The sequence below is a fragment of the Mycolicibacterium bacteremicum genome, from assembly GCF_002086115.1.
Taxonomy (GTDB): Bacteria; Actinomycetota; Actinomycetes; order Mycobacteriales; family Mycobacteriaceae; genus Mycobacterium; species Mycobacterium bacteremicum.
In genome coordinates this window covers 22272-43441 of the sequence record NZ_MVHJ01000012.1, presented here as the reverse complement: position 1 = coordinate 43441, position 21170 = coordinate 22272, and the positions used below count along the sequence as shown (strand labels likewise).

Annotated in this window: 21 protein-coding genes; 10 read left to right on the top strand and 11 right to left on the bottom strand. The window is 68.7% G+C overall.

The genetic code is table 11. The features are described 5' to 3' along the window. Nucleotides 1-14: 14 nt before the first annotated feature. The 5 genes from BST17_RS15820 to BST17_RS15800 form a co-directional block, all read right to left on the bottom strand. Nucleotides 15-1358, bottom strand: coding sequence for a M16 family metallopeptidase (locus tag BST17_RS15820; protein WP_083059669.1), 1344 nt, complete (start codon nt 1356-1358; stop codon nt 15-17). Beyond that, nucleotides 1336-3576: a polyribonucleotide nucleotidyltransferase gene (locus tag BST17_RS15815; protein WP_083059667.1), complete on the bottom strand. Its 2241-nt coding sequence runs from the start codon at nt 3574-3576 to the stop codon at nt 1336-1338. Before BST17_RS15815 ends, BST17_RS15820 begins: the two co-directional genes overlap by 23 nt. Nucleotides 3577-3831: 255 nt before the next feature. After that, nucleotides 3832-4287, bottom strand: a complete 456-nt coding sequence (gene lppU / locus BST17_RS15810) for an LppU family putative lipoprotein (RefSeq protein WP_083059666.1) — start codon at nt 4285-4287, stop codon at nt 3832-3834. A 44-nt stretch (nt 4288-4331) separates the two neighbouring features. Then, a complete protein-coding gene (gene rpsO, locus BST17_RS15805) occupies nt 4332-4601 on the bottom strand; it encodes a 30S ribosomal protein S15 (protein WP_083059664.1) in 270 nt (89 codons plus the stop codon). 97 nt (nt 4602-4698) lie between these two features. After that, nucleotides 4699-5676: a bifunctional riboflavin kinase/FAD synthetase gene (locus BST17_RS15800; protein ID WP_083059663.1), complete on the bottom strand. Its 978-nt coding sequence runs from the start codon at nt 5674-5676 to the stop codon at nt 4699-4701. 81 nt (nt 5677-5757) lie between these two features. On the opposite strand from BST17_RS15800, the gene mntR reads away from it, so the two are divergent. Further along, nucleotides 5758-6456 carry a manganese-binding transcriptional regulator MntR gene (gene mntR, locus BST17_RS15795; RefSeq protein ID WP_083059661.1) on the top strand — a complete coding sequence of 233 codons (699 nt, stop codon included), beginning with the start codon at nt 5758-5760 and terminating at the stop codon, nt 6454-6456. Between the two features lie 13 nt (nt 6457-6469). Here mntR and BST17_RS15790 read toward each other — a convergent pair whose 3' ends face one another. From BST17_RS15790 to BST17_RS15775, 4 genes are all read right to left on the bottom strand, one after another. Next, on the bottom strand, nt 6470-7102 hold the full coding sequence (locus BST17_RS15790) for a type II toxin-antitoxin system Rv0910 family toxin (RefSeq protein ID WP_083059659.1): 633 nt from the start codon (nt 7100-7102) through the stop codon (nt 6470-6472). A 205-nt stretch (nt 7103-7307) separates the two neighbouring features. Further along, entirely contained in the window at nt 7308-8201 is an 894-nt protein-coding gene (gene truB / locus BST17_RS15785) for a tRNA pseudouridine(55) synthase TruB (RefSeq protein WP_083059658.1), read from the bottom strand. Beyond that, nucleotides 8198-8854 carry a 4'-phosphopantetheinyl transferase PptT gene (pptT, locus tag BST17_RS15780; RefSeq protein WP_083059656.1) on the bottom strand — a complete coding sequence of 219 codons (657 nt, stop codon included), beginning with the start codon at nt 8852-8854 and terminating at the stop codon, nt 8198-8200. The genes truB and pptT overlap by 4 nt, the downstream gene beginning before the upstream one ends. Then, nucleotides 8855-9814 carry an ACP phosphodiesterase PptH gene (locus BST17_RS15775; RefSeq protein ID WP_083059867.1) on the bottom strand — a complete coding sequence of 320 codons (960 nt, stop codon included), beginning with the start codon at nt 9812-9814 and terminating at the stop codon, nt 8855-8857. It lies immediately after the preceding gene. A 148-nt stretch (nt 9815-9962) separates the two neighbouring features. On the opposite strand from BST17_RS15775, the gene BST17_RS15770 reads away from it, so the two are divergent. Further along, nucleotides 9963-10535, top strand: a complete 573-nt coding sequence (locus BST17_RS15770) for a DUF3558 domain-containing protein (RefSeq protein ID WP_083059655.1) — start codon at nt 9963-9965, stop codon at nt 10533-10535. A 22-nt stretch (nt 10536-10557) separates the two neighbouring features. Beyond that, complete coding sequence (locus BST17_RS15765) at nt 10558-12204, top strand: CocE/NonD family hydrolase (RefSeq protein WP_083059866.1); 1647 nt, start codon at nt 10558-10560, stop codon at nt 12202-12204. On the opposite strand, the gene BST17_RS15760 is transcribed toward BST17_RS15765, so the two are convergent. After that, nucleotides 12193-12741, bottom strand: coding sequence for a DUF1802 family protein (locus BST17_RS15760; protein WP_083059653.1), 549 nt, complete (start codon nt 12739-12741; stop codon nt 12193-12195). The two genes, BST17_RS15765 and BST17_RS15760, sit on opposite strands and share 12 nt — an antisense overlap. Continuing rightward, nucleotides 12738-13001 carry a DUF2277 domain-containing protein gene (locus tag BST17_RS15755; protein ID WP_083059652.1) on the bottom strand — a complete coding sequence of 88 codons (264 nt, stop codon included), beginning with the start codon at nt 12999-13001 and terminating at the stop codon, nt 12738-12740. The genes BST17_RS15760 and BST17_RS15755 overlap by 4 nt, the downstream gene beginning before the upstream one ends. Nucleotides 13002-13056: 55 nt before the next feature. On the opposite strand from BST17_RS15755, the gene BST17_RS15750 reads away from it, so the two are divergent. The 7 genes from BST17_RS15750 (at nt 13057) to BST17_RS15720 (ending at nt 21154) form a co-directional block, all read left to right on the top strand. Continuing rightward, a complete protein-coding gene (locus BST17_RS15750) occupies nt 13057-13812 on the top strand; it encodes an enoyl-CoA hydratase (RefSeq protein WP_083059650.1) in 756 nt (251 codons plus the stop codon). Between the two features lie 139 nt (nt 13813-13951). Beyond that, entirely contained in the window at nt 13952-14950 is a 999-nt protein-coding gene (locus BST17_RS15745) for a substrate-binding domain-containing protein (RefSeq protein WP_083059648.1), read from the top strand. A gap of 44 nt (nt 14951-14994) precedes the next feature. Then, nucleotides 14995-16083 carry a galactitol-1-phosphate 5-dehydrogenase gene (locus BST17_RS15740; protein WP_083059646.1) on the top strand — a complete coding sequence of 363 codons (1089 nt, stop codon included), beginning with the start codon at nt 14995-14997 and terminating at the stop codon, nt 16081-16083. Nucleotides 16084-16085: 2 nt separating this feature from the next. Continuing rightward, complete coding sequence (locus BST17_RS15735; RefSeq protein ID WP_083059645.1) at nt 16086-17639, top strand: FGGY-family carbohydrate kinase; 1554 nt, start codon at nt 16086-16088, stop codon at nt 17637-17639. After that, on the top strand, nt 17639-18610 hold the full coding sequence (locus BST17_RS15730) for a sugar-binding transcriptional regulator (protein WP_083059643.1): 972 nt from the start codon (nt 17639-17641) through the stop codon (nt 18608-18610). Before BST17_RS15735 ends, BST17_RS15730 begins: the two co-directional genes overlap by 1 nt. Further along, nucleotides 18607-20163: a sugar ABC transporter ATP-binding protein gene (locus BST17_RS15725; protein WP_083059642.1), complete on the top strand. Its 1557-nt coding sequence runs from the start codon at nt 18607-18609 to the stop codon at nt 20161-20163. The genes BST17_RS15730 and BST17_RS15725 overlap by 4 nt, the downstream gene beginning before the upstream one ends. Continuing rightward, entirely contained in the window at nt 20156-21154 is a 999-nt protein-coding gene (locus BST17_RS15720) for an ABC transporter permease (RefSeq protein WP_083059640.1), read from the top strand. Before BST17_RS15725 ends, BST17_RS15720 begins: the two co-directional genes overlap by 8 nt. Nucleotides 21155-21170 lie beyond the last annotated feature (16 nt).

The following is a 21170-nucleotide window of genomic DNA, read 5'->3' as shown; positions in this document are numbered from 1 at the left end:
CCGACTGTAACCCACTATCCGGCGATATCCCGAAGGCGCTGCGGCAATGACCTTTTCGACTTGTACGGGCCCAGGACCGCCGCACCGAGTGGTTTGGACAGCAAACGCCGGGCAACGGCGTTCACCTCCTCGAGGGTGACGGCGTCGATCTGTTCCAGAGTTTGCGCGATGGTGCGGTGTGTGCCGAAATTCAGTTCGCTGCGTCCGATCCGGTGCATCCGCGACCCGGAGTCCTCCAGTCCGAGCACCAGCCCACCGCGCAGCGAGCCCTTGGCGATGGCGCATTCGGATTCGGTGATACCGTCGCGAGCCACCTCGGCCAGCACATCGGTGGCGACGCGCACCACCTCGTCGAACCGTTCCGGCAGGCACGCCGCGTAGACCGAGAACGCCCCGGCGTCGGAGAACGTGTCGACACCCGAGTACACCGAGTACGCCAGCCCGCGGCTTTCCCGGATCTGTTGGAACAGACGCGAACTCAGCCCGCCGCCGAGCGCGGTGTTGAGCACCGACAGCGCCCAGCGGTGCTCCCAGTACCGGCCCGGGCTTCGCACACCGGCCAGCAGATGACTCTGCTCGGCGTCGCGGCTGACCAGCTCCAGCGCCGGCTTGCCCGGCACCCGGCCGGTCCCTTTGCGGTGCGGCGCCGCCGTGCGACCGCGCACCAGCCGCGGCCCGAAGTACTCCCGGGCCAGAGCAACGACCTCGTCATGGTCGACGTTGCCTGCGACGGCCAGCACCATCCGCTCGGGCGTGTAGCGCCGGACGTGGAAGGAGTGCAACTGCGCGCGCGTCATGCCCTCGATCGATTCGACGCTGCCGATCACCGGCCGGCCCACCGGGTGATTGCCGAACATGGCCGAGAGGAACACATCCCCCAGGGTGTCCTCGGGATCGTCGTCGCGCATCGCGATCTCTTCGAGCACGACATCGCGTTCGACCTCGACGTCCTCGGCGGCACACCGCCCGCGCAGCACGACGTCGGCAACCAGATCGACGGCCAGCTCCAGATCGGAATCGAGCACGTGCGCGTAGTAGCAGGTGTGCTCGCGGGCGGTGAAGGCGTTGAGCTCCCCGCCGACCGCATCGACGGCCTGGGCGATCTGGACGGCCGAACGCGTCGGGGTCGATTTGAACAGCAGGTGTTCCAGGAAGTGGGCCGCGCCGGCGACCGACGCGCCCTCGTCCCGGGAACCGACGCCCACCCAGACACCCACCGAAGCCGAATGCACCGACGGGATGAACTCGGTGACCACCCGCAATCCTCCGGGCAGTGCGGTCACCCGCACTGCCTCGGAGGTGTCGGCGCCGCGGGATCCGCGGCGCAGGGCAGGATCAGGCGTCAGCGGTCGCGGCATCGGCCGGTGCGGTGACCTCGGCGGGAGCCTCCGCAGCTTCTTCGTCGACGAGCACCAGCGAGATCTTGCCGCGGTTGTCGATATCGGCGATCTCGACGCGCAGCTTGTCGCCCACCTTGGCCACATCCTCGACCTTGGCGATGCGCTTGCCCCGGCCCAGCTTGCTGATGTGCACCAGCCCGTCGCGACCCGGCAGCAAGGAGACGAAGGCGCCGAAATCGGTGGTCTTCACCACGGTTCCGAGGAATCGCTCGCCGACCTTGGGCAGCTGCGGGTTGGCGATGGCGTTGATCTTGTCGATCGCCGCCTGCGCGGCCTCGCCGTTGCTGGCGCCGACGAACACGGTGCCGTCGTCCTCGATGGAGATCGACGCGCCGGTCTCCTCGGTGATCGAGTTGATCATCTTGCCCTTGGGCCCGATGACCTCACCGATCTTGTCCACCGGCACCTTGATGGTGGTGATGCGCGGGGCGTACGGGCTCATCTCGTCCGGGGTGTCGATGGCCTCGGCCATGACCTCGAGGATCGTGATGCGCGCGTCCTTGGCCTGGGCCAGCGCGCCGGCGAGCACCTGCGAGGGGATGCCGTCGAGCTTGGTGTCCAGCTGCAGGGCGGTGACGAACTCCTTGGTGCCCGCGCACTTGAAGTCCATGTCGCCGAAGGCATCCTCGGCGCCCAGGATGTCGGTCAGCGTGACGAAGCGGGTCTCACCGTCGACCTGATCGGAGACCAGGCCCATGGCGATACCGGCGACCGGCGCCTTGAGCGGCACACCGGCGTTCAGCAGCGACAGGGTCGAGGCGCAGACCGAACCCATCGAGGTGGAACCGTTGGAGCCCAACGCTTCCGAGACCTGACGGATGGCGTAGGGGAACTCCTCGACGCTCGGCAGCACCGGGACCAGGGCCCGCTCGGCCAGCGCGCCGTGGCCGATCTCGCGGCGTTTGGGCGAGCCCACCCGGCCGGTCTCGCCGGTGGAGAACGGCGGGAAGTTGTAGTGGTGCATGTAGCGCTTGGAGGTCTCGGGGCCCAGCGAATCGATCTGCTGGGCCATCTTGACCATGTCGAGGGTGGTGACACCCATGATCTGGGTCTCGCCGCGCTCGAACAGGGCGCTACCGTGCGCGCGCGGGATGACCGCGACCTCGGCCGACAGGGCGCGGATGTCGGTGACGCCGCGACCGTCGATACGGAAGTGGTCGGTCAGGATGCGCTGGCGCACCAGCTTCTTGGTCAGCGACCGGTAGGCGGCGCCGATCTCCTTCTCGCGGCCTTCGAACTGACCGGCCAGGCGTTCGAGCACCTCACCCTTGATCTCGTCGGTGCGGCCGTCGCGCTCGGCCTTGCCGGCGATGGTCAGCGCCTGCGACAGCACGTCGGTGGCCACCGCGGCGACCTGGTCGTACACATCGGCCTGGTAATCGGGGAAGAGCGGGTACTCCACGGTCGCCTTACCGGCGGCGGCGTGCAACTCCTCCTGCGCGGTGCACAGCGCGGAGATGAACGGCTTGGCCGCCTCCAGGCCTTCGGCGACAACGGTTTCGGTGGGTGCGACGGCACCGCCGGCCACCAGCTCGATGACCTTCTCGGTGGCCTCGGCCTCGACCATCATGATGGCGACATCGCCCTCGACCTTGCGGCCGGCGACGACCATGTCGAACACCGCGTCCTCGAGCTGCTCGACGGTCGGGAACGCAACCCACTGGCCGTTGATGAGCGCGACGCGCACGCCACCGACGGGGCCGGAGAACGGCAGGCCGGAGATCTGGGTGGATGCCGACGCGGCGTTGATGGCCAGCACGTCGTACAGGTCCTTGGGATCCAGGCTCAGCACGGTCACCACGACCTGGATCTCGTTGCGCAGACCCGAGACGAAGGTCGGGCGCAGCGGCCGGTCGATCAGGCGACAGGTCAGGATCGCGTCGGTGGAGGGCCGGCCCTCACGACGGAAGAACGAACCGGGGATACGACCCGCGGCGTACATCCGCTCCTCGACATCGATGGTCAGCGGGAAGAAGTCGAAATGATCCTTGGGCGACTTGCTGGCGGTGGTGGCGCTCAGCAGCATCGTCTCCTCGTCGAGGTAGGCCACGACGGATCCGGCGGCCTGCCGGGCCAGCCGGCCGGTCTCGAAGCGGATGGTGCGGGTGCCGAAGCTCCCGTTGTCGATGACGGCGGTGGACTCGAACACACCCTCGTCGGTTTCAACTGCAGACATTGCAGCCTTTCTGGGTATTCAGCTGTTTTGCGCGCTCACGCGCCAGCGGTCCCCTGAACTCGGCTACGGCCGTCGATCGAAGCGGCCGGGGTTTCACTACACCCCGGCAGCCACTACCGAAGACCGCCCGATCAGTCGGGCACTGCTTGTGACGCGCAGGAACGGTGCACGCGGATCTGCGCGAACCGCACCTTCTTGCTCGGGCCGATACGGCCCAAAACACCTTCATGCTACACCGGCGCACATCGAGGACCGTCAGCCGACGTCGTCGACACACACCGTGAACTCGCGTTGATCGTAGGCGTAGCCGATCCCGCTGGGACACTCGTCGACGTTGGCCACGCCGTGCAGCACCTCGGTCGCCCGCTGGCGATGCGGCTGACCCGCATCGGCGCAATCGACACGCAGCGGGTCGCGCCCGTTGTCCGGGTCGACGCTCATGCACTGGCCGATCACCCAGTCGACATCCATGCAGATGGTGCTGCTGGTGTCGCTGAAGGTGCTGTGGGTGGAGTAGTAGGAATCCACATCGGCCGGGCAGCCGTCACTGGAGGTCGCCGTGGCGATCACCTTGAACGTCGAATCGGCACTGCCACAGGCCGTTTTGACCGCATCGGGGCGGTCGGGGGTACCGACCACCTTGAGACAGTCGCCGACCTGTAGAGCCGCCGCGGCCGCCGATGAGCAGCCGGTGATGAGTCCCCCCGACACGCACCCGAGGGTGCAGATCGCGGCCAGAGCCGCGGTCCGGAGCGTCAGCGGCGCAGACCGAGGCGCTCGATCAGCGAGCGGTAGCGCTCGACGTCGACCTGGGCGACGTACTTGAGCAACCGACGCCGGCGACCGACCAGCAGCAGCAACCCCCGCCGCGAGTGGTGATCGTGCTTGTGAGCCTTGAGGTGCTCGGTGAGATCCTGGATCCGCTTGGTCAGCAGTGCGACCTGCGCCTCCGGCGAGCCGGTATCGGTGTCATGCAGACCGTACTGGCCGAGGATTTCCTTCTTCTGTTCGGCAGTGAGCGCCACGAAACAACTCCATCAAAAAGGTCCGCGAGGAACATCTGGGGCGCGGCCGCCGCGAACTGCAGCACGCGCTGGGTCGGGAAGGAATACTAACAGGGCATCAGCCCGCAGCGAGAATCGCGCGGGCCCGCTCGGTATCCGCCCCCATCTGGACCACCAGCTCATCGACCGAATCGAACTTCTCCTGACCGCGGATGCGGGCGATGAAGTCGACGGCCACGTGCTGGCCGTAGAGGTCGGCCTCGGTGTCCAGGACGAAAGCCTCCACGGTGCGGGTGCGTCCGGAGAAGGTCGGGTTGGTGCCCACCGACACCGCCGCCTGATAGCGCTCACCGGGGGTGACGGTGCCGACCACCGGCCCGTGCCCGAGCACGGTGAACCAGGCCGCGTACACCCCGTCGGCCGGGATGGCCGAATGCATGGGCGGTGCGACGTTGGCGGTCGGGAAGCCGAGGACCCGGCCGCGGCCGTCACCGCGCACCACGACGCCTTCCACCCGGTGCGGGCGGCCCAGTGCCTCGGCGGCGGCGACCACGTCGCCGGCGTCCACGCAGGAGCGGATGTAGGTGGAGGAGAAGGTGACCGACTCGTCGCGGGCGAATTCCTCGGACACCAGCGTCATTCCTTCCACAGCGAAACCGAATCGCTCGCCGGCCTTGCGCAGCAGGTTCACGTTGCCCGCCGCCTTGCGGCCGAAGGTGAAGTTCTCCCCCACCACGACCTCGACCACGTGCAGGCTCTCCACGAGCAGTTCATGGATGTAGCGCTCGGGGGTCAGCTTCATGAAATCGGCGGTGAACGGCATCACCAGGAAGACGTCGATACCGGTTTCCTCGACGAGTTCGGCACGCCGGGTCAGAGTCGTCAGCTGCGCGGGATGACTGCCCGGGAACACCACTTCCATGGGATGGGGGTCGAACGTCATCAGCACCGTGGGAACGCCGCGGGAACGGCCGGACTTCACGGCATGGCTGATCAACTCGGCGTGGCCACGGTGTACACCGTCGAACACGCCGATCGTCAGGACGCATCGGCCCCAGTCTGTGGGGATGTCTTCCCGGCCCCGCCACCGCTGCACAGCCGCAAGCCTACGGCGCGCGGGCGCCGCCGTCTGCTCCGGATCCCCGCAAGAAGCAAAGATTGCCTAAACTCAGTCCTCGTGCACCCCAACAGCAACCCGCAGGATCTGTCGACGGTTGCCCAGGACTACCTCAAGGTCATCTGGACGGCGCAGGAATGGTCGCCGGACAAGGTGAGCACCAAGCTGCTCGCCGAACGTATGGGGGTGTCGGCGAGTACCGCCTCGGAGTCCATTCGCAAGCTCGCCGATCAGGGTCTGGTCGACCATGCCAAGTACGGCGCGGTGACGCTCACCGAGGCGGGCCGCCAGGCCGCCCTGGCCATGGTGCGCCGGCACCGCCTGATGGAGACGTTCCTGGTGCGCGAACTCGGTTACGGCTGGGACGAGGTGCACGACGAGGCGGAGATCCTGGAGCACGCGGTCTCCGATCGCATGCTCGACCGCATCGACGCCAAGCTCGGATTCCCGACCCGCGATCCGCACGGTGATCCGATCCCGGCACCGGACGGCCGGGTTCCCACTCCGCCGGCCCGGCAGCTCTCGGTCTGCGCCGACGGCGAGGACGGCACGGTGGCGCGGATCTCCGACGCCGACCCGGAGATGCTGCGCTATTTCGACAGTGTGGGCATTGCGCTGGATTCGCACCTGCAGGTGGTGGCGCGCCGCGATTTCGCGGGCATGATCTCGGTGGCCGTGCAGAGCCCGTCCGACCGCGACGGTGCACCCACCACGGTGGATCTGGGCAGCCCGGCCGCCGAAGCGATCTGGGTCGTCTGAGGGACCTGGTGGTCTAGCGGACCGCGCGCAGGCGCGGCGCGGGCCGCATGGTCGCGGCCTCGGTGTCCGTTTCCGGGTCGGTGCCGGCGGCCGAGTGCACCAGGCGCAGCGCCGGACGTTCCCGCATCACCGGCGCGGCGGCCAGCCCCCGCAGGTTCTGCACACTGCGCTCCAACTGCTCGGCACCGTCGCGCTCGATCGCAGTGATCAGCCCGGCGGTCAACAGCTCACCGGCGATCTCGCTGGTGACGGTCAGCTGCGAACCGCCCTCGGCCGGGTTGATCAGGAAGGTGAACCGGGTGCGCAGGCCGGCCTCGCCGGTGCCGATCAACACCAGGGTGCCCGGAGCGATCGCGGATTCCACGGTCCATTCGACAGTGCCCGCGACGCCGAGCATCAGCGTCTCGGCCGTCATCCGCGCGCCCGGAACGAAACGCGTCCGCGGTGAGCCGACCCAGCGATGGTGCACGGTCAGCCAGTCGGCCCAGGTGCGCGGATCCGACAGCACCGCCCACAGGGCCGCCGGCGCGATCGGCAGATCGGCGTTGTGGGTGACGTGGCCGACGGGCGCTCCCTGCTCACCGTGCGCCCAGGCGGGCTGATAGGTGAACAACGGATGGTCGCAGACCGGTGCGTGCTCGCTCATGTCATGTCCAACGCCCGCCGACCCCGGAAAGTTCGCCGAAAACCTGGGATTTGGCTAATAAAAACCCGGCTTGGTTAGGGAAAACCTGATAAGCGCCTGCGGTGTTTCACACACCGATCGCAGGGGTAGTTACGACTGTTGCAGGGTGGCCGGAAGTTAGCGTCCATTCATTCCAGCAAACGTGTGAGCGGTCACGTCGGCGCCCCTACAGCGTCGCCGGACGCAGCACGACCACCGGCGTGGTGCGCGACGGGCCGTCCTCCAGCAGCGCGACGACCCGCCCGTCCGGTCCGACCGCCGCATAGACCCCGTCGATCCCGGCCGGCCGCAGCGGACGGCCATGACTGGTGTCGACCGTCTCCTTGTCGGTGAGGTCCCGGCGCGCGAATCCCAGCAGGCAGGCCTGATCCAGGCTGTAGGACAGCCGCGCCGCCGCGGCGAGGTCGTCGAGCGTGCGGGCCTCCTGCAGGCCGTACCGCCCGACCGCGGTGCGGCGCAGTGCGGTCAGATGCCCACCCACCGCGAGCGCGACACCGACGTCGCGGGCCAGCGCGCGGATGTAGGTACCCGAGGAACAGTCCACCTCGACGTCGACATCGGTGAACCCACCGGCCCTGCGCACCGCGAGCACGTCGAAGCGGGTGATGCGCACCGGCCGGGCCGGCAGGTCCACGGCGCGTCCCTCGCGGGCGAGTTTGTAGGACCGCTCGCCGGCGACCTTGATCGCGCTGACCGCGGACGGCACCTGCTCGATGTCACCGCGCAACCGCGCCACGGCATCCTCGATGTCGGCGTCGGTGACATGCTCGGCGGGCACCGTGTCGAGCACCTCGCCCTCGGCATCGTCGGTGGATGTGGTCTGTCCGAGCCGGATGGTGGCCGCATAGGACTTGTCGGTGCCGGTGATCAGGCCGAGCAGTTTGGTGGCGCGTTCGATGCCGATGACCAGCACCCCGGTGGCCATCGGGTCCAGCGTGCCGGCGTGGCCGACCTTGCGGGTCCCGAACAACCGTCGGCAGCGGCCCACGACGTCATGACTGGTCATGCCCGCCGGTTTGTCGACGATCACCAGGCCCGGTTCGGGCACAGGCTTGCTCACAGCGTGATCGCCGTCAGCACGATTCCCCCGGCCACCGACCACCGGCCGTCCAGTGCGCTCAACGGCGGGCCGTGCTCGGCGGCGGGATCGATCAGGATGGCCGAGCGGAAGGTGCCCGCGCTGCCGGTCGCGTCGGCGGTGAAGGTGATGTGCGCGTCCTCGAACCCCAGCCAGCGGTGCGTCAGCGGATACCACGCCTTGTAGGTCGCCTCCTTGGCGCAGAACAGGATCCGGTCCCAGTGCAGGCCCCGGGGCAGCCCGGCCAGCTGATGCCGCTCGACCGGCAGGCTGATGGCGTCCAGCACGCCCTTGGGCAGCACATCGTGGGGCTCGGCGTCGATACCGACCGACCGCACCTCCGCCTGCCTGCCGACCACAGCGCCGCGGAAACCCTCGCAGTGGGTCAGGCTGCCGACCACCCCGACGGGCCAGCACGGTTCACCCTTGTCGCCCTTGAGGATCGGGACCGGGGGCACCCCGATCTCGCCGAGCGCAAGGCGGGCGCAGTGGCGCACGGTGACGAACTCGTTGCGCCGCTTGGCCACCGACCGCGCCACCAGCGGCGCCTCCTCGGGCAGTGGCATCAGGTCCGGCGGGTCGTCGTACAGCTCGGCGGTGAAGACCAGGTCACCGACGACGGCGGGTAGCAGCATCTACACCCCCCGGCGCGATTTGATCCGGTCCGACATCTTCGCCGCGTTCTCCCGCATCTCCTCGGTGATCTCGAAGTGCCCGCCGAACTCGTTGAGGTAGCCGGGTGCGTACTTCGGGTCCGGCAGGATCTGCCGCAACCAGCGATAAGGCTTGCGCCGCCGCCATTCTCGCGGGTAACCCACCGACACCTCCTCGAAGCGCACGTCGTCGTACCAGGTGGTGCGCGGGATGTGCAGATGCCCGTACACCGAGCAGATCGCGTTGTACCGGGTGTGCCAGTCCCGGGTGGCGGTGGTACCGCACCACAGCGCGAACTCCGGGTAGAACATCGCATCGCAGGGTTCGCGCACCAGCGGGAAGTGATTGACCAGCACCGTGGGCGTCATCCAGTCCAGATCCTCGAGCCGTTTACGGGTGTAGGCCACCCGGTCACGGCACCACGCGTCACGCGTGGCGTAGGGCTCCGAGGACAGCAGGTACTCGTCGGTGCCGACGATATTGCGCTCCTTGGCCAGCGCCAGACCCTCGGCCTTGGTGCCGGTGCCCTCGGGCAGGAACGAGTAGTCGTAGAGCAGGAACATCGGCACGATGGTCGCCGGTCCGCCCTGTTCGTTCCACACCGGGAACGGGTGCTCGGGGGTGATGATGCCCATCTGATCGCACATGTCGACCAGGTAGTCGTACCGCGCGCGGCCGAAGATCTGCATCGGGTCACGGGTGGTGGTCCACAGTTCGTGGTTGCCCGGCACCCAGATCACCTTGGCGAACCGTTTGCGCAGCAGGTCCAGCGCCCAGCGGATCTCGTCGGTGCGTTCGCCGACATCGCCGGCGACGATCAGCCAGTCGTCGGGGCTCGACGGGTACAGCGCTTCGGTGACCGGCTTGTTGCCGGTATGCCCGGTGTGCAGGTCGCTGATCGCCCACAGCACCGGTCGTCGTTGTTCTCGTGACGGCTTCAAGTAGGGGGACGACACAACCGACCAGCCTACTTGCCGGCCCCGGCGCCGTGGAGATGACCGAAGCCGGGAAACTAGAACCTGTTCTCGTTTAGACTCCCGGCAGGGTTCGGTCCGGACCCGCGGGTCGGATGACGATATTGGGGGTTTGATGGGTGCCAAACTGCGCCTGCTGTCGGCGTTGAGTGCGCTCGTCGCGGCGGTGATCGTGGTGTGGCAGGCCACCCCGGCCGGCGCTCCGATCCAGGTGAACGCCACCGACCTGCCGATGACCAATGTGTCGACGACGATCAAATGGCCCGTCATCGAGACGACCGATCCGCGCCCGTTCGACCCCTGCGCGGACATCCCGATCGACGTGGTGCAGCGCATCGGGCTGGCCGTCTCACCGCCGGTGCCCGAGGACGGGCTGCGCTGCAAGTACGACGCCGGCAACTATCAGATGGCCATCGAGGCGTTCGTGTGGCGGACCTACGAGGCGACGCTGCCCGCCGACGCCGTCGAACTCGACATCGCCGGGCATCGCGCCGCGCAGTTCTGGATCATGAAGCCGACGGACTGGAACGACCGCTGGTGGGTCACCTGCATGATCGCCTTCAAGACCAGCTACGGCGTGCTGCAACAGTCGGTGTTCTACTCGCCGATCTACTCCCCGGACCGCCCGGACTGCCTGCAGGTCAACCTGCAGCGGGCCAACGAGTTGGTGCCGTACTACACGTTCTGACCGGCCACGTACGGTGGCCTGGGTGAGCTCACGCGCGTCCCGCCTCGCCCGGCAGGTGATCAGCCGGGCCCTGCAGCTGCCCGCCCCCACCAACGACTTCGTCGTCCACCGGCGGGTGCCGGTGCCGATGCGCGACGGCGTCGAGCTGTTGGCCGATCACTACGAACCGCTGACCGCCACCCCGGCGGGCACCCTGCTGGTCCGGGCGCCCTACGGGCGTCGGTTCCCGTTCACGGTGCTCTTCGGCAGCGTCTATGCCACCCGCGGCTACCACGTCGTGTTCCAGAGTGTGCGTGGCACATTCGGCTCCGGCGGCGAGTTCACCCCGATGGTCAACGAGATCGCCGATGGTGCGGACACCGCGGCGTGGCTGCGCGACCAACCGTGGTTCACCGGCAGCTTCGCCACCGTGGGCCTGTCCTATCTGGGCTACACCCAGTGGGCGTTGCTGACCGACCCGCCACCGGAACTGACCGCCGCCGTGATCACCGTCGGGCCGCACGATTTCGCCCAATCCTCCTGGGGCACCGGGGCATTCTCGCTCAACGACTTCCTCGGCTGGACCGATATGGTGTCCCGCCAGGAGGAGCCCGGCCTGGTCAAGGCACTGGTGCGCCAAGCCACCTCCGGCCGCCGGATCGGCACCGCGGCGCTGGATCTGCCGCTGGGTGCGGGCGGTCGCGCCCTGCTCGGCGAGGGCGCCCGGTGGTACGAGTCCTGGTTGCAGCCACCGCAGGAGAACCCCGCGCACTGGCAGCGACTGGCCGCGACTGCGGCCCTGGACCGCACGACCGTGCCGGTGCTGCTGCTCAGCGGCTGGCAGGACCTCTTCCTGGAACAGACGCTGGCCCAGTATCGGCACCTGCGTGACCGTGGCGTCGAGACGGCGCTGACCGTCGGGCCGTGGACGCATACCCAGATGATGACCCGCGGCGGCGCGAACGTCATCCGGGAGACCTTGGACTGGCTGGGTACCCATCTGGGTGGCGCACCCGCGCCCGGGCGCACCCCGGTCCGGGTGAACATCCACTCCGCACCCGGCGACGGCTGGATCGAACTCGACGATTGGCCGCCGGCCATGCCGACCCGGGTGCTGTTCCCGCATGCCGACGGCTCGCTGACCGACGCCCCGGCCGGCGGGCAATCGGTCTTCACCTACCGGCCCACCGACCCCACACCGACCGTCGGCGGCCGGCTGCTGTCCCCGGACGGTGGCTACCGCGACGATTCGGCACTCGCGGAGCGCGCCGATGTGCTCGCCTTCACCGGCGAACCGCTGCCGACCGACCTCTACCTGGTCGGCACCCCGGTGATCGAACTCGCCCATCACGCCGACAACCCGCACCACGATGTGTTCGTGCGGATCAGTGAGGTCGACCCCGCGGGCCGATCACACAACGTCAGCGACGGATACCGAAGGTATGCGACGACTTCCGACACGGATGCGATCAGCATCGACCTCGACGCGGTTGCCCACCGGTTCGCGGCCGGGTCCCGGATCCGGGTTCTGGTGGCCGGCGGCTCGCACCCGCGCTATGCGCGCAACCTCGGCACCGGCGATCCGGCGGTGTCGGGTACCGCGATGCGCCCGGCCACCCACACGCTCACCCTGGACGAGCGGACCCGCGTGCTGCTGCCCGCCGACACCCGGCCGCCGTCACCCCACTGAGTCGCGCACCCGGTCCGCCACCGCCAGCACGGTATCCAGGCTGTGTACCGGTGCGGCATAGGTGAATTCGGGCACCGGTAGCTGCACCCAGCTGGCGCAGCCGCGATATTCGGGGGTGCGCGGCAGCCGCACCGGCTCGGTCAGCGGGCGAGCCTGCACCACCAGCACCGTCAGCCGGTGCCGAGGCCGGAAGTCCAGCCGGTCGGTACGCACCGACTCCGCGGTCCAGATGTGCAGATCGGCGATCTGATCGATCCGTTCGGGACGCTGCACCTGGACCGCGGCAACCACTTTCGCGCCGGCGCGCACCACCACGTCGTGCTCGGTGCTGTCGGCCGAGCCGGCGAGGGTGTCGCGGTGTTCCGGGCGTACCCGCTCGGCGTGGCTGTGCGCCACCGTCGGGAACAGCAGGAACTCCCCCGCACTCACCTCGAAGCGTTTCTCACCGATGCCGCCCTTGCGCAGCAGCACGGTCTGCCGCCCGTCGAGCAGCGCGTGCACGGCCGCGCCCCACTCCTTGAGCGCGGGTGTGCTCACAGACCGAGCCGGGCCCGCACCTCGGGGCGGCGCAGCGGCGGCACGGTCTTCGGCGGCTGCCGCCGCGGCGGCAACTGCGCCAACAGTCGCTCGGTGGTGGCGGTGACCTCGGCGACGGCCGCCTCGAACGCGTCGACATTGGCCGCGGTCGGGCGGGTGACCCCGCTGATCTTGCGGATGTACTGACGGGCGGCGGCCTCGATCTCCGCAGGTGTCGCCGCCGGTTCCAGCCCGCGCAACTCGGTGATGTTTCGGCACATGGGTCCACGATAGGCCCGCCCGCGGGTCATTGACACCTGTCGATACGGTGTGCAAATGACCGATACGCCCGTCTTGTTGATCGATACCACCGACCGGGTCCGCACCCTGACCTTCAACCGCCCGCAGGCACGCAATGCGCTCTCGGCCCAGCTGCGCGACGAGTTCATCACCGCACTGCGCGCCGCCGAGGCCGATGACGAGGTGGACGTCATCATCCTGACCGGTGCCGACCCGGTGTTCTGCGCCGGACTGGACCTCAAGGAGCTCGGCGACACCACCGAACTGCCGGACATCTCCCCGAAGTGGCCCCCGATGCGCAAACCCGTCATCGGCGCCATCAACGGTGCGGCCGTCACCGGCGGGCTGGAGATGGCGCTGTACTGCGATGTGCTGATCGCCTCGGAGCGGGCGAAATTCGCCGACACCCACGCCCGTGTCGGGCTGCTGCCGACCTGGGGCCTGTCGGTCCGGCTGCCGCAGAAGGTCGGCGTCGGGCTGGCCCGCCGGATGAGTTTGACCGGGGACTACCTGTCGGCACAGGACGCGCTGCGGGCCGGGCTGGTGACCGAGGTGGTGGCGCACGAGGAGCTGCTGCCGACCGCGCGGCGGATCGCGGCGACCATCGTCGGCAACAACCAGAAGGCCGTCCGGGCGCTGCTGGATTCCTATCACCGCATCGACGCCGAACAGACCCAGGCCGGGCTGTGGATCGAGGCCGAATCGGCGCGGGCCTGGATGGCCACGACGACCGGTGATGACATCGCCGCCAGCCGCGGTTCGGTCATCGAGCGGGGTCGCTCGCAGGTGTAACCGCTGTCCAGCGCCCTACCCGAACCTCGCTTTGCTCATATGAGCAAAGATATGCGCATACGTTGACGTAACCTCACGGTCATTCCTACGGTGATGGGCGTCACGCGCTTCGACGCCGAAGCGCACGTAAGGAGTAGCAATGAGGTTCGCAAAGGTCGTCACCGGATTCGCGATCTCGGCCGCACTGGCGATCGGCACCACCGCGTGCTCGATGCCCGGCGAGAACGGATCCGCCACCAACGCCGCCACCACCGACGGCGCCGTCGTCATCGGTTTCAGCCAGGCCACCCAACAGAGCCCCTTCTATGTGGCGCTCTCCGACGCCGCCCGCCAGACCGCGGAGAGCGATGGCAACGAGTTCTACTTCGCCGACGCCAACGGCGATGTGACCAAGCAGAACAACGATGTGCAGGACCTCATCACCCGCGGCATCAATGTGCTGGTCATCAATCCGGTCGACCCGAAGGGCATCGCCCCGTCGCTGGCGGCCGCCGACGCCGCCGGCATCAAAGTCGTCACCGTCGACCGGCCGGTGGAGTCCGGTGCGGCGGCCTTCGTCGGCCGGGACAACAAGGCCATGGGCGAGATCGTGGGCGAGGCGGCCGTTGCCGCACTGGGCCCGGCCGGCGGCAAGATCATCGAGATCCAGGGCGATGCCGGCGGCGCGGTCGCCCGCGACCGGCACGACGGGTTCGCCGCCGCGGTGGCCGCGCAACCCAACATCACCGTGATCGCCGGCCCCTACAGCGACTACATCCGCTCCAATGCCGTCACCGCCATGCAGGATCTGCTGCAGGCCCACCCCGATCTCAAGGCCGTGTACGCACAGAACGACGATATGGCCCTCGGCGCCCTGCAGGTGCTGGCCGAGAACAACCGCGCCGACGTCAAGGTGTTCGGCGTCGACGGTCTGATGGAGGCCGTGCGCGCCATCGCCGACGGGGACGAGTACGTCGCCACCGCGCTGAACGACCCCAACGCCGAGGGCGCGCTGGCCGTGCAGACCGCCGTCAAGGTCGCCCGCGGCGAGACCGTCGAGGAGTTCATCGACGCCGGAACGGGTCTGGTCGACAAGACCAATGCGGCATCGCTGCTCGGCGACACCACCTTCGCGCAGGCCCCGCAGCCGCCGGCCTGAACCCGGCACGCCCTCGAACCGCGAAAGACCAAGAGAGAGAAATCATGACGACCGAAGCACCGGCGCGCGACCTGACGCCGCAGCAGAACATTCCGCAGACCATGACGGCCGCCGTCATGCACGCACCCGGCGACATCAGGGTCGAGGAGGTGGCCACTCCGCGGCCCGGCCCCGGCCAGGTACTGCTGAAGATCGCGGCGTGCGGTGTCTGCGGGTCCGACATCCCGCGGATGCTACGCAACGGTGGCTACATCATGCCGATCATCTGTGGCCACGAGTTCTCCGGCTGGGTGGTCGAACTCGGCGAGGGTGTCACCGGATTCGAACTGGGCGAACTGGTGTCGGTGCCGCCGCTGATCCCGTGCCGCACCTGCGATTTCTGCCTCAAGGGCGCATTCGGGCTGTGCGAGAACTACGACTACTTCGGCAGTCGCTGCGACGGCGCGTACGCGCAGTACGCGGTGTCGCCGGTGGGCAACCTGCTCAAGCTGCCCGCCGGTATCGATCCGCGCGCCGCGGCCATGCTCGACCCGGCCGCCATCGCCCTGCACGGCCTGTGGAAGACCGGACTGCGGGCCGGACACCGGGTGCTGGTGATCGGCGCCGGGCCCATCGGCCTGTTCGGTGTCCAGTGGGCACGACTGCACGGTGCCACCGAGGTGGTCGCCGTCGACCTCAGCGAGGAGAAGGCGGCGATGGCCCGCCAGGCCGGTGCCGACCACGCCGTCCAGGGTGTCGAGGAGGCCAGGGCGATCGGTGGGCGCGGGTTCGACATCGTGCTGGAATCGGCGGGCGTGCCGGCGACCGCCGATATGGCCGCCAACCTGACCGGCCCGCACGGGCACGCCGTGTTCATCGGTATCCCGCACGCGCCGGTACCGCTGGCGAAGGAGACGTTCAACCAGTTCATGCGCCTGGAGGCCACCCTGCACGGGTCGTGGAACTCGTTCTCGGCACCGTTCCCCGGCGACGAGTGGCGCACATCGGCGAAGATGATGTCGACCGGCCAACTCGAGTGGGAGTTCATGATCACTCACGAGCTGCCACTGTCGGCACTCCCGCAGACGATGCATCAACTCGGCGAGCGATCGATCTTCTCCTCGAAGGTTCTTTTCCTGCCCAACGAGGACTGATCATGGGAATTCTGTTGTCGATCGACCTGGGCACCGAGGGCGCCCGTGTCGGCGCGTTCACCGAGGACGGCCGGGCGCTGGGCACCGCGCACCGGCCCTATGCCACCCGGTTCCCGCGACCGGGCTGGGCCGAACAGGACCCGCGCGACTGGTGGGCGGCGCTGACCGCTGCGAGCCGAGAGTTGTTGAGCGGCGACGCATGTCGCGGTGCCGGTGCGGTGGTGGCGATCGCCGCGTCCACGACGGCCTCCACCGTCGCGGTGCTCGACGAGGCCGGCGAGCCGTTGCGGCCCGCCATCCTGTGGATGGATTGCCGCAGCGGCGCCGAGTCCGCGTTCACCGCCGAACTCGCCCACGCCCATCCCATCCTGAAATGGTCCGGGGGCTCGGACGCCGCGGAATGGCTGGTGCCCAAGGCGATGTGGCTGCACACCCACGAACCGGACATCTACCGGTCGGCGGCGCGCATCGTGGAGGCCGTCGACTATGTCACCTTCCGGCTCACCGGCCAATGGGTGGGCTCGCAGATGAACGCGGTGTGCAAGTACAACTACGACACCCTGGCCGGGCGATTCCCAGACGAGTTGTACCGCGCCCTCGGGGTGGCGGACCTGACCGCCAAACTCCCCGACCGCATCGTCGCCGTCGGCGGCACGGCCGGAACGCTGCATCCGGCCGCTGCCGCCGACCTCGGGATCACCGGTAGCCCGGTGGTCGCCGTCGGCGGCATCGACGCCCACGTGTCATTGCTGGCCTGCGGCGCCGAACTGGACGGACTGGTCTCGCTGGTCTCGGGCACCTCCTCGGCGATCATCGCCGAGGTCGGCGATCCGACCGACACCCGCGAGATCTGGGGCCCCTATCCCCGGGCGCTGCACCAGGACAGGTGGCTCGTCGAGGGCGGGCAGGTCGCCAGCGGCTCGGTGCTCAAATGGGCGGGCGAATCCATCATGGGTGTTGCCCGCGAAGACCTTCCGGCGTTGATCGATGAGGCCGCCGCGGTCGATCCGGCCGCGCACGGGCTGCACGCACTGGACTACTTCATGGGCAACCGCACGCCCTACCGCGAGCCCCGGTTGCGCGGGACGGTGGTCGGCCTGTCGCTGGGCACCACCAAGGCCGAGCTCTACCGGGCGATGGTGGAGGCCGTCGCCTGCGGCACCCGCAGCGTCATCGACTCCTTCGAGCGGGCCGGGGTGTCCTGCGAGCGCCTGGTGTTCTCCGGCGGCATCGAACGCAACACGTTGTGGCAGCAGGTGACCGTCGATGTGCTGGGCCGGCCCGCCGAACTGGTGGTCGGTGAGAACCTGACCCTGCGCGCCTGCGCGGTGATCGCGGCCACGGCCGCCGGCGTCACCGGATCGCTGGACGAGGGCTCGGCCCTGTTCGCGCCGACGGTGCGGGTGCTCGAACCGGATCCCGCGCGAATCCCGGTGTATCAGAACACCTTCGCCGAGTACCTGCGGCTGACCGAGATCCTGGCGCCGTTCATGCGCGCGGGCGCCGATGCGCTGACCGGGCGGACCACCGTCGTACCGGCCGGGGTGTCGTCCTGATGGCGCGACCGACCGAACCCAGCCACACCCAGTTGATGCTGCACGTCGCGCAGAGCTACTACGAACAGGGCCGCACCCAGGAGGACATCGGCCGGGAACTGCACCTGACCCGCTGGAAGGTGGGGCGCCTGCTCGACGAGGCCCGCGAGGTGGGCATCGTGCAGATCAAGATCGTGCACCCACAGGCTCGGCGTACCCCGCTGGAGGTGAGCATGCGCAGCGAGTTCGGGCTGCGTGAGTGCATCGTGGTGCCCGGTCCGGAAAACCCCGGCTCCGACGACCACATCGCCGCCGCGGCAGCGGGTTATCTCAAGGCCAACGCCGGCTGGATCACCACGCTGGCGGTCTCCTGGGGCAACACCCTGCAGCATGTGGCGGCGGTGCTGCCGGCCGGGTGGACCAGCAATATCGAGGTCATCCAGGCCAACGGCGGGGTCAGTCGTTCGGTACGGCCCACCACGGCGGCCAACATCGCCACCAGCATCGCGCACAGCGGCAACGGCCGGGCCACCCTGCTACCGGTGCCCGCCATCGTCGAGCGCATCGAGACCCGGGATGCGTTGTACGCCGAGGGTTTCGTCGTCGACGTGCTCAACGGTGCCCGGCAGGCCGACGCGCTTCTGTTCTCCCTCGGCGCGTCCGGGCCCACCTCCGTGCTGGTCGAGTCCGGCGCCGTCACCCCGGCCGAACTTCGAGAACTCGATGCGGCCGGGGCGTGCGGTGACGTGCTGGCCCACTTCCTGACCACCGACGGGCAGATCGCCCATCCCGGTATCGACAGCAGGACCGTCGGGCTGGGACTCGACGATGTCCGCAACGCCAACTGTGCGATCGCCGTCGCCGCCGGACCGGCGAAGGTGCCGATGGTCCGGGCGGCACTGCGCAGCGGGCTCTGTTCGGTGCTGATCACCGACGAACCCACCGCGATGGCAGTTCTGGAGCAGGCCGCCAAGGCTGGAGGCATGGCATGACCTATCTCGATTCCACCCCATCGTCGCCCGCGACAGGTCCCCGACCGCACCGGGCGGACCGCCCCACCGCGCTGCGCATGGCCGGCATCGTCAAGTCGTTCCCGGGCACCAGGGCGTGCAACGGCGCCGGCCTGGAGGTCGCCGAGGGCGAGGTGCACTGCCTGCTCGGCGAGAACGGCGCCGGCAAATCCACGATGATGAAGATCCTGTCCGGTTCCTACACACCGGATTCGGGGACCATCACCCTGGGCGGGCAGACCGTGTCGTTCAACTCCCCCATCGACGGGGTGCGCGCCGGTATCAACACCATCTACCAGGAGCTCGATCTGGTACCCGACATGACGGTGTCGCAGAACCTGTTTCTCGGACACGAGCCGCGCCGTGGCCCGTTCGTCAACCGCAGGGAGCGGGACCGCCGGGCGGCCGCGGCGATCGCCCGGGTCGGAGGCACGTTCGCACCGACGGCCGTCGTGGGCGAACTGTCGGTGTCGGACCAACAGCTCACCGCGATCGCCAAGGCGCTCACCACCGAGGCCCGCATCGTCATCATGGACGAGCCCAGCGCCACCCTGACCGATCACGACCTCGCGGCCGTCTTCACGGTGATCCGCGAACTGACCGCCGAGGGCAAATCGGTCATCTACATCTCCCATCGACTCGACGAGATCAAGGCGATCGGCGACCGCGCCACCGTGATGCGCGACGGCACCACCGTCGGCGTCTTCGATATCGCATCGGTGTCCAAAGAGGAGTTGGTGGAGGCCATGATCGGGCGCGCCGTGCAGGCACGTCCGCCGCGGCAACCGCGCGCGCTGTCCGGCGCTCCCCTGCTGCACGTGCGCCGGGCCACCATCGACGGCGTCATCGACATCCGTGACATCACCGTCGGCCGCGGCGAGATCGTCGGCCTGGCAGGTCTGGGCGGGGCCGGTCGATCGACCCTGCTGGCCACCATCTTCGGCGACCGCAAGGCCACGCTGGACATGACGTTCAACGATCGCCACATCACCGCGCTGACACCGCGGTCGGCGGTCGGTCGCGGTATCGGGCTGGTGCCCGAGGACCGCAAACGCCAGGGCCTGTTCTTGGAGCAGTCCATCCTGCGCAACGCCGCCATCGCCGCGCTGCAGCCGCGGCGGATCAACCCGATGGCCCGGGCCCGCGCGGTCTGCGGCCCACCGCTGGAGCGTCTCGGGGTGAAGTTCGCCAGCGTCGAGCAGCCCGTGGGGCAACTGTCCGGCGGCAACCAGCAGAAGGTGGTGCTGGCCAAGTGGATCGCCCGCGGTATCGACCTGCTGCTGCTCGACGAGCCGACCCGCGGGTTGGACATCGGCGCCAAGGCCGACCTGTTCGAACAGGTCCAAGCGCTGGCCGAGACCGGCGTCGGTGTCGTGATGGCATCCAGCGAACTGAGCGAGCTCACCGAGAACTGTCACCGGATCTGGGTCCTGCACGAGGGCCGCAACATCGCGCAGTTCGAGCCCGCCACCACCCCATCAGCGGACATCGCCCGCTGCATCGTCACCGGAAGAACGAAGACTGACAATGACTGACCTGATGGACCGGCCCGCCGACTCGGCCGCCGGCACAACGAAATCGAGCCGCCGCGCCGTCTTCATGCGGTTCAACCTGCTGTTCATCTTCATCGCGTTGTTCGCGGTGGCCTCGGTGTCGGCACCGCAGTTCCTCACCACGCAGAACATGGCGAACCTGCTGCAGCAGTCCAGCCTGACCGGCATCGTCGCGATCGGGATGACCATGGTCATCCTGACCTCGGGCATCGACCTGTCGGTCGGCAGCGTCGCCGCGCTGTCGGGGATGCTCGTCGCCATCTTCATCGGGATGGGACTGCCCTGGCCGGTGGCGATGGCGCTGGCGATCGCCTCCGGGCTGTTGCTCGGCGGCGTGATGGGTAGCCTGAGCGCCTATCTGGTGCTGCCGGCCTTCATGGTCACCCTGGCCGGTATGCAGAGCATCCGGGGCCTGACGTATCTGACCACCAACGGCACACCGACCACCGCGGAGATCCCGATGGGTCTGCGCTTCCTGGGCGCCGGGTCGATCGCCGGCATCCCGGTCGTCGGCATCATCTTCGTGGCGACCACGATCATCGTGGGACTCGTGCTGCGCCGCACCACATTCGGCGAACACATCTATGCCGTGGGTAGCAACGCCCAGGCCGCCCGGCTGTCCGGTCTGCCCGTGCAACGGATCACCACCATGGCCTACGTGATCAGCGGTGGCCTGGCCGCACTGACCGGGGTGCTGCTCACCGCGCGGCTCACCATCGGCCAGCCGACCGCCAACGCCGGCCTGGAACTCGACGCGATCGCCGCGGTCGTACTCGGCGGCACCAGCCTGTTCGGCGGCAAGGGTGGCGTGCTGGGCACCTTCATCGCCGTACTGTTGCTGTCGGTGCTGCGCAACCTGTTCAACCTGCTGGGACTCAGCTCGTTCTTCCAGATGCTGGTCACCGGCCTGATCCTGATCGCGGCGCTCATCATGAACTACCTGCTGGACCGCCAGTCCAAGAGCGCCGCGTGACGACCGCAATGACAAC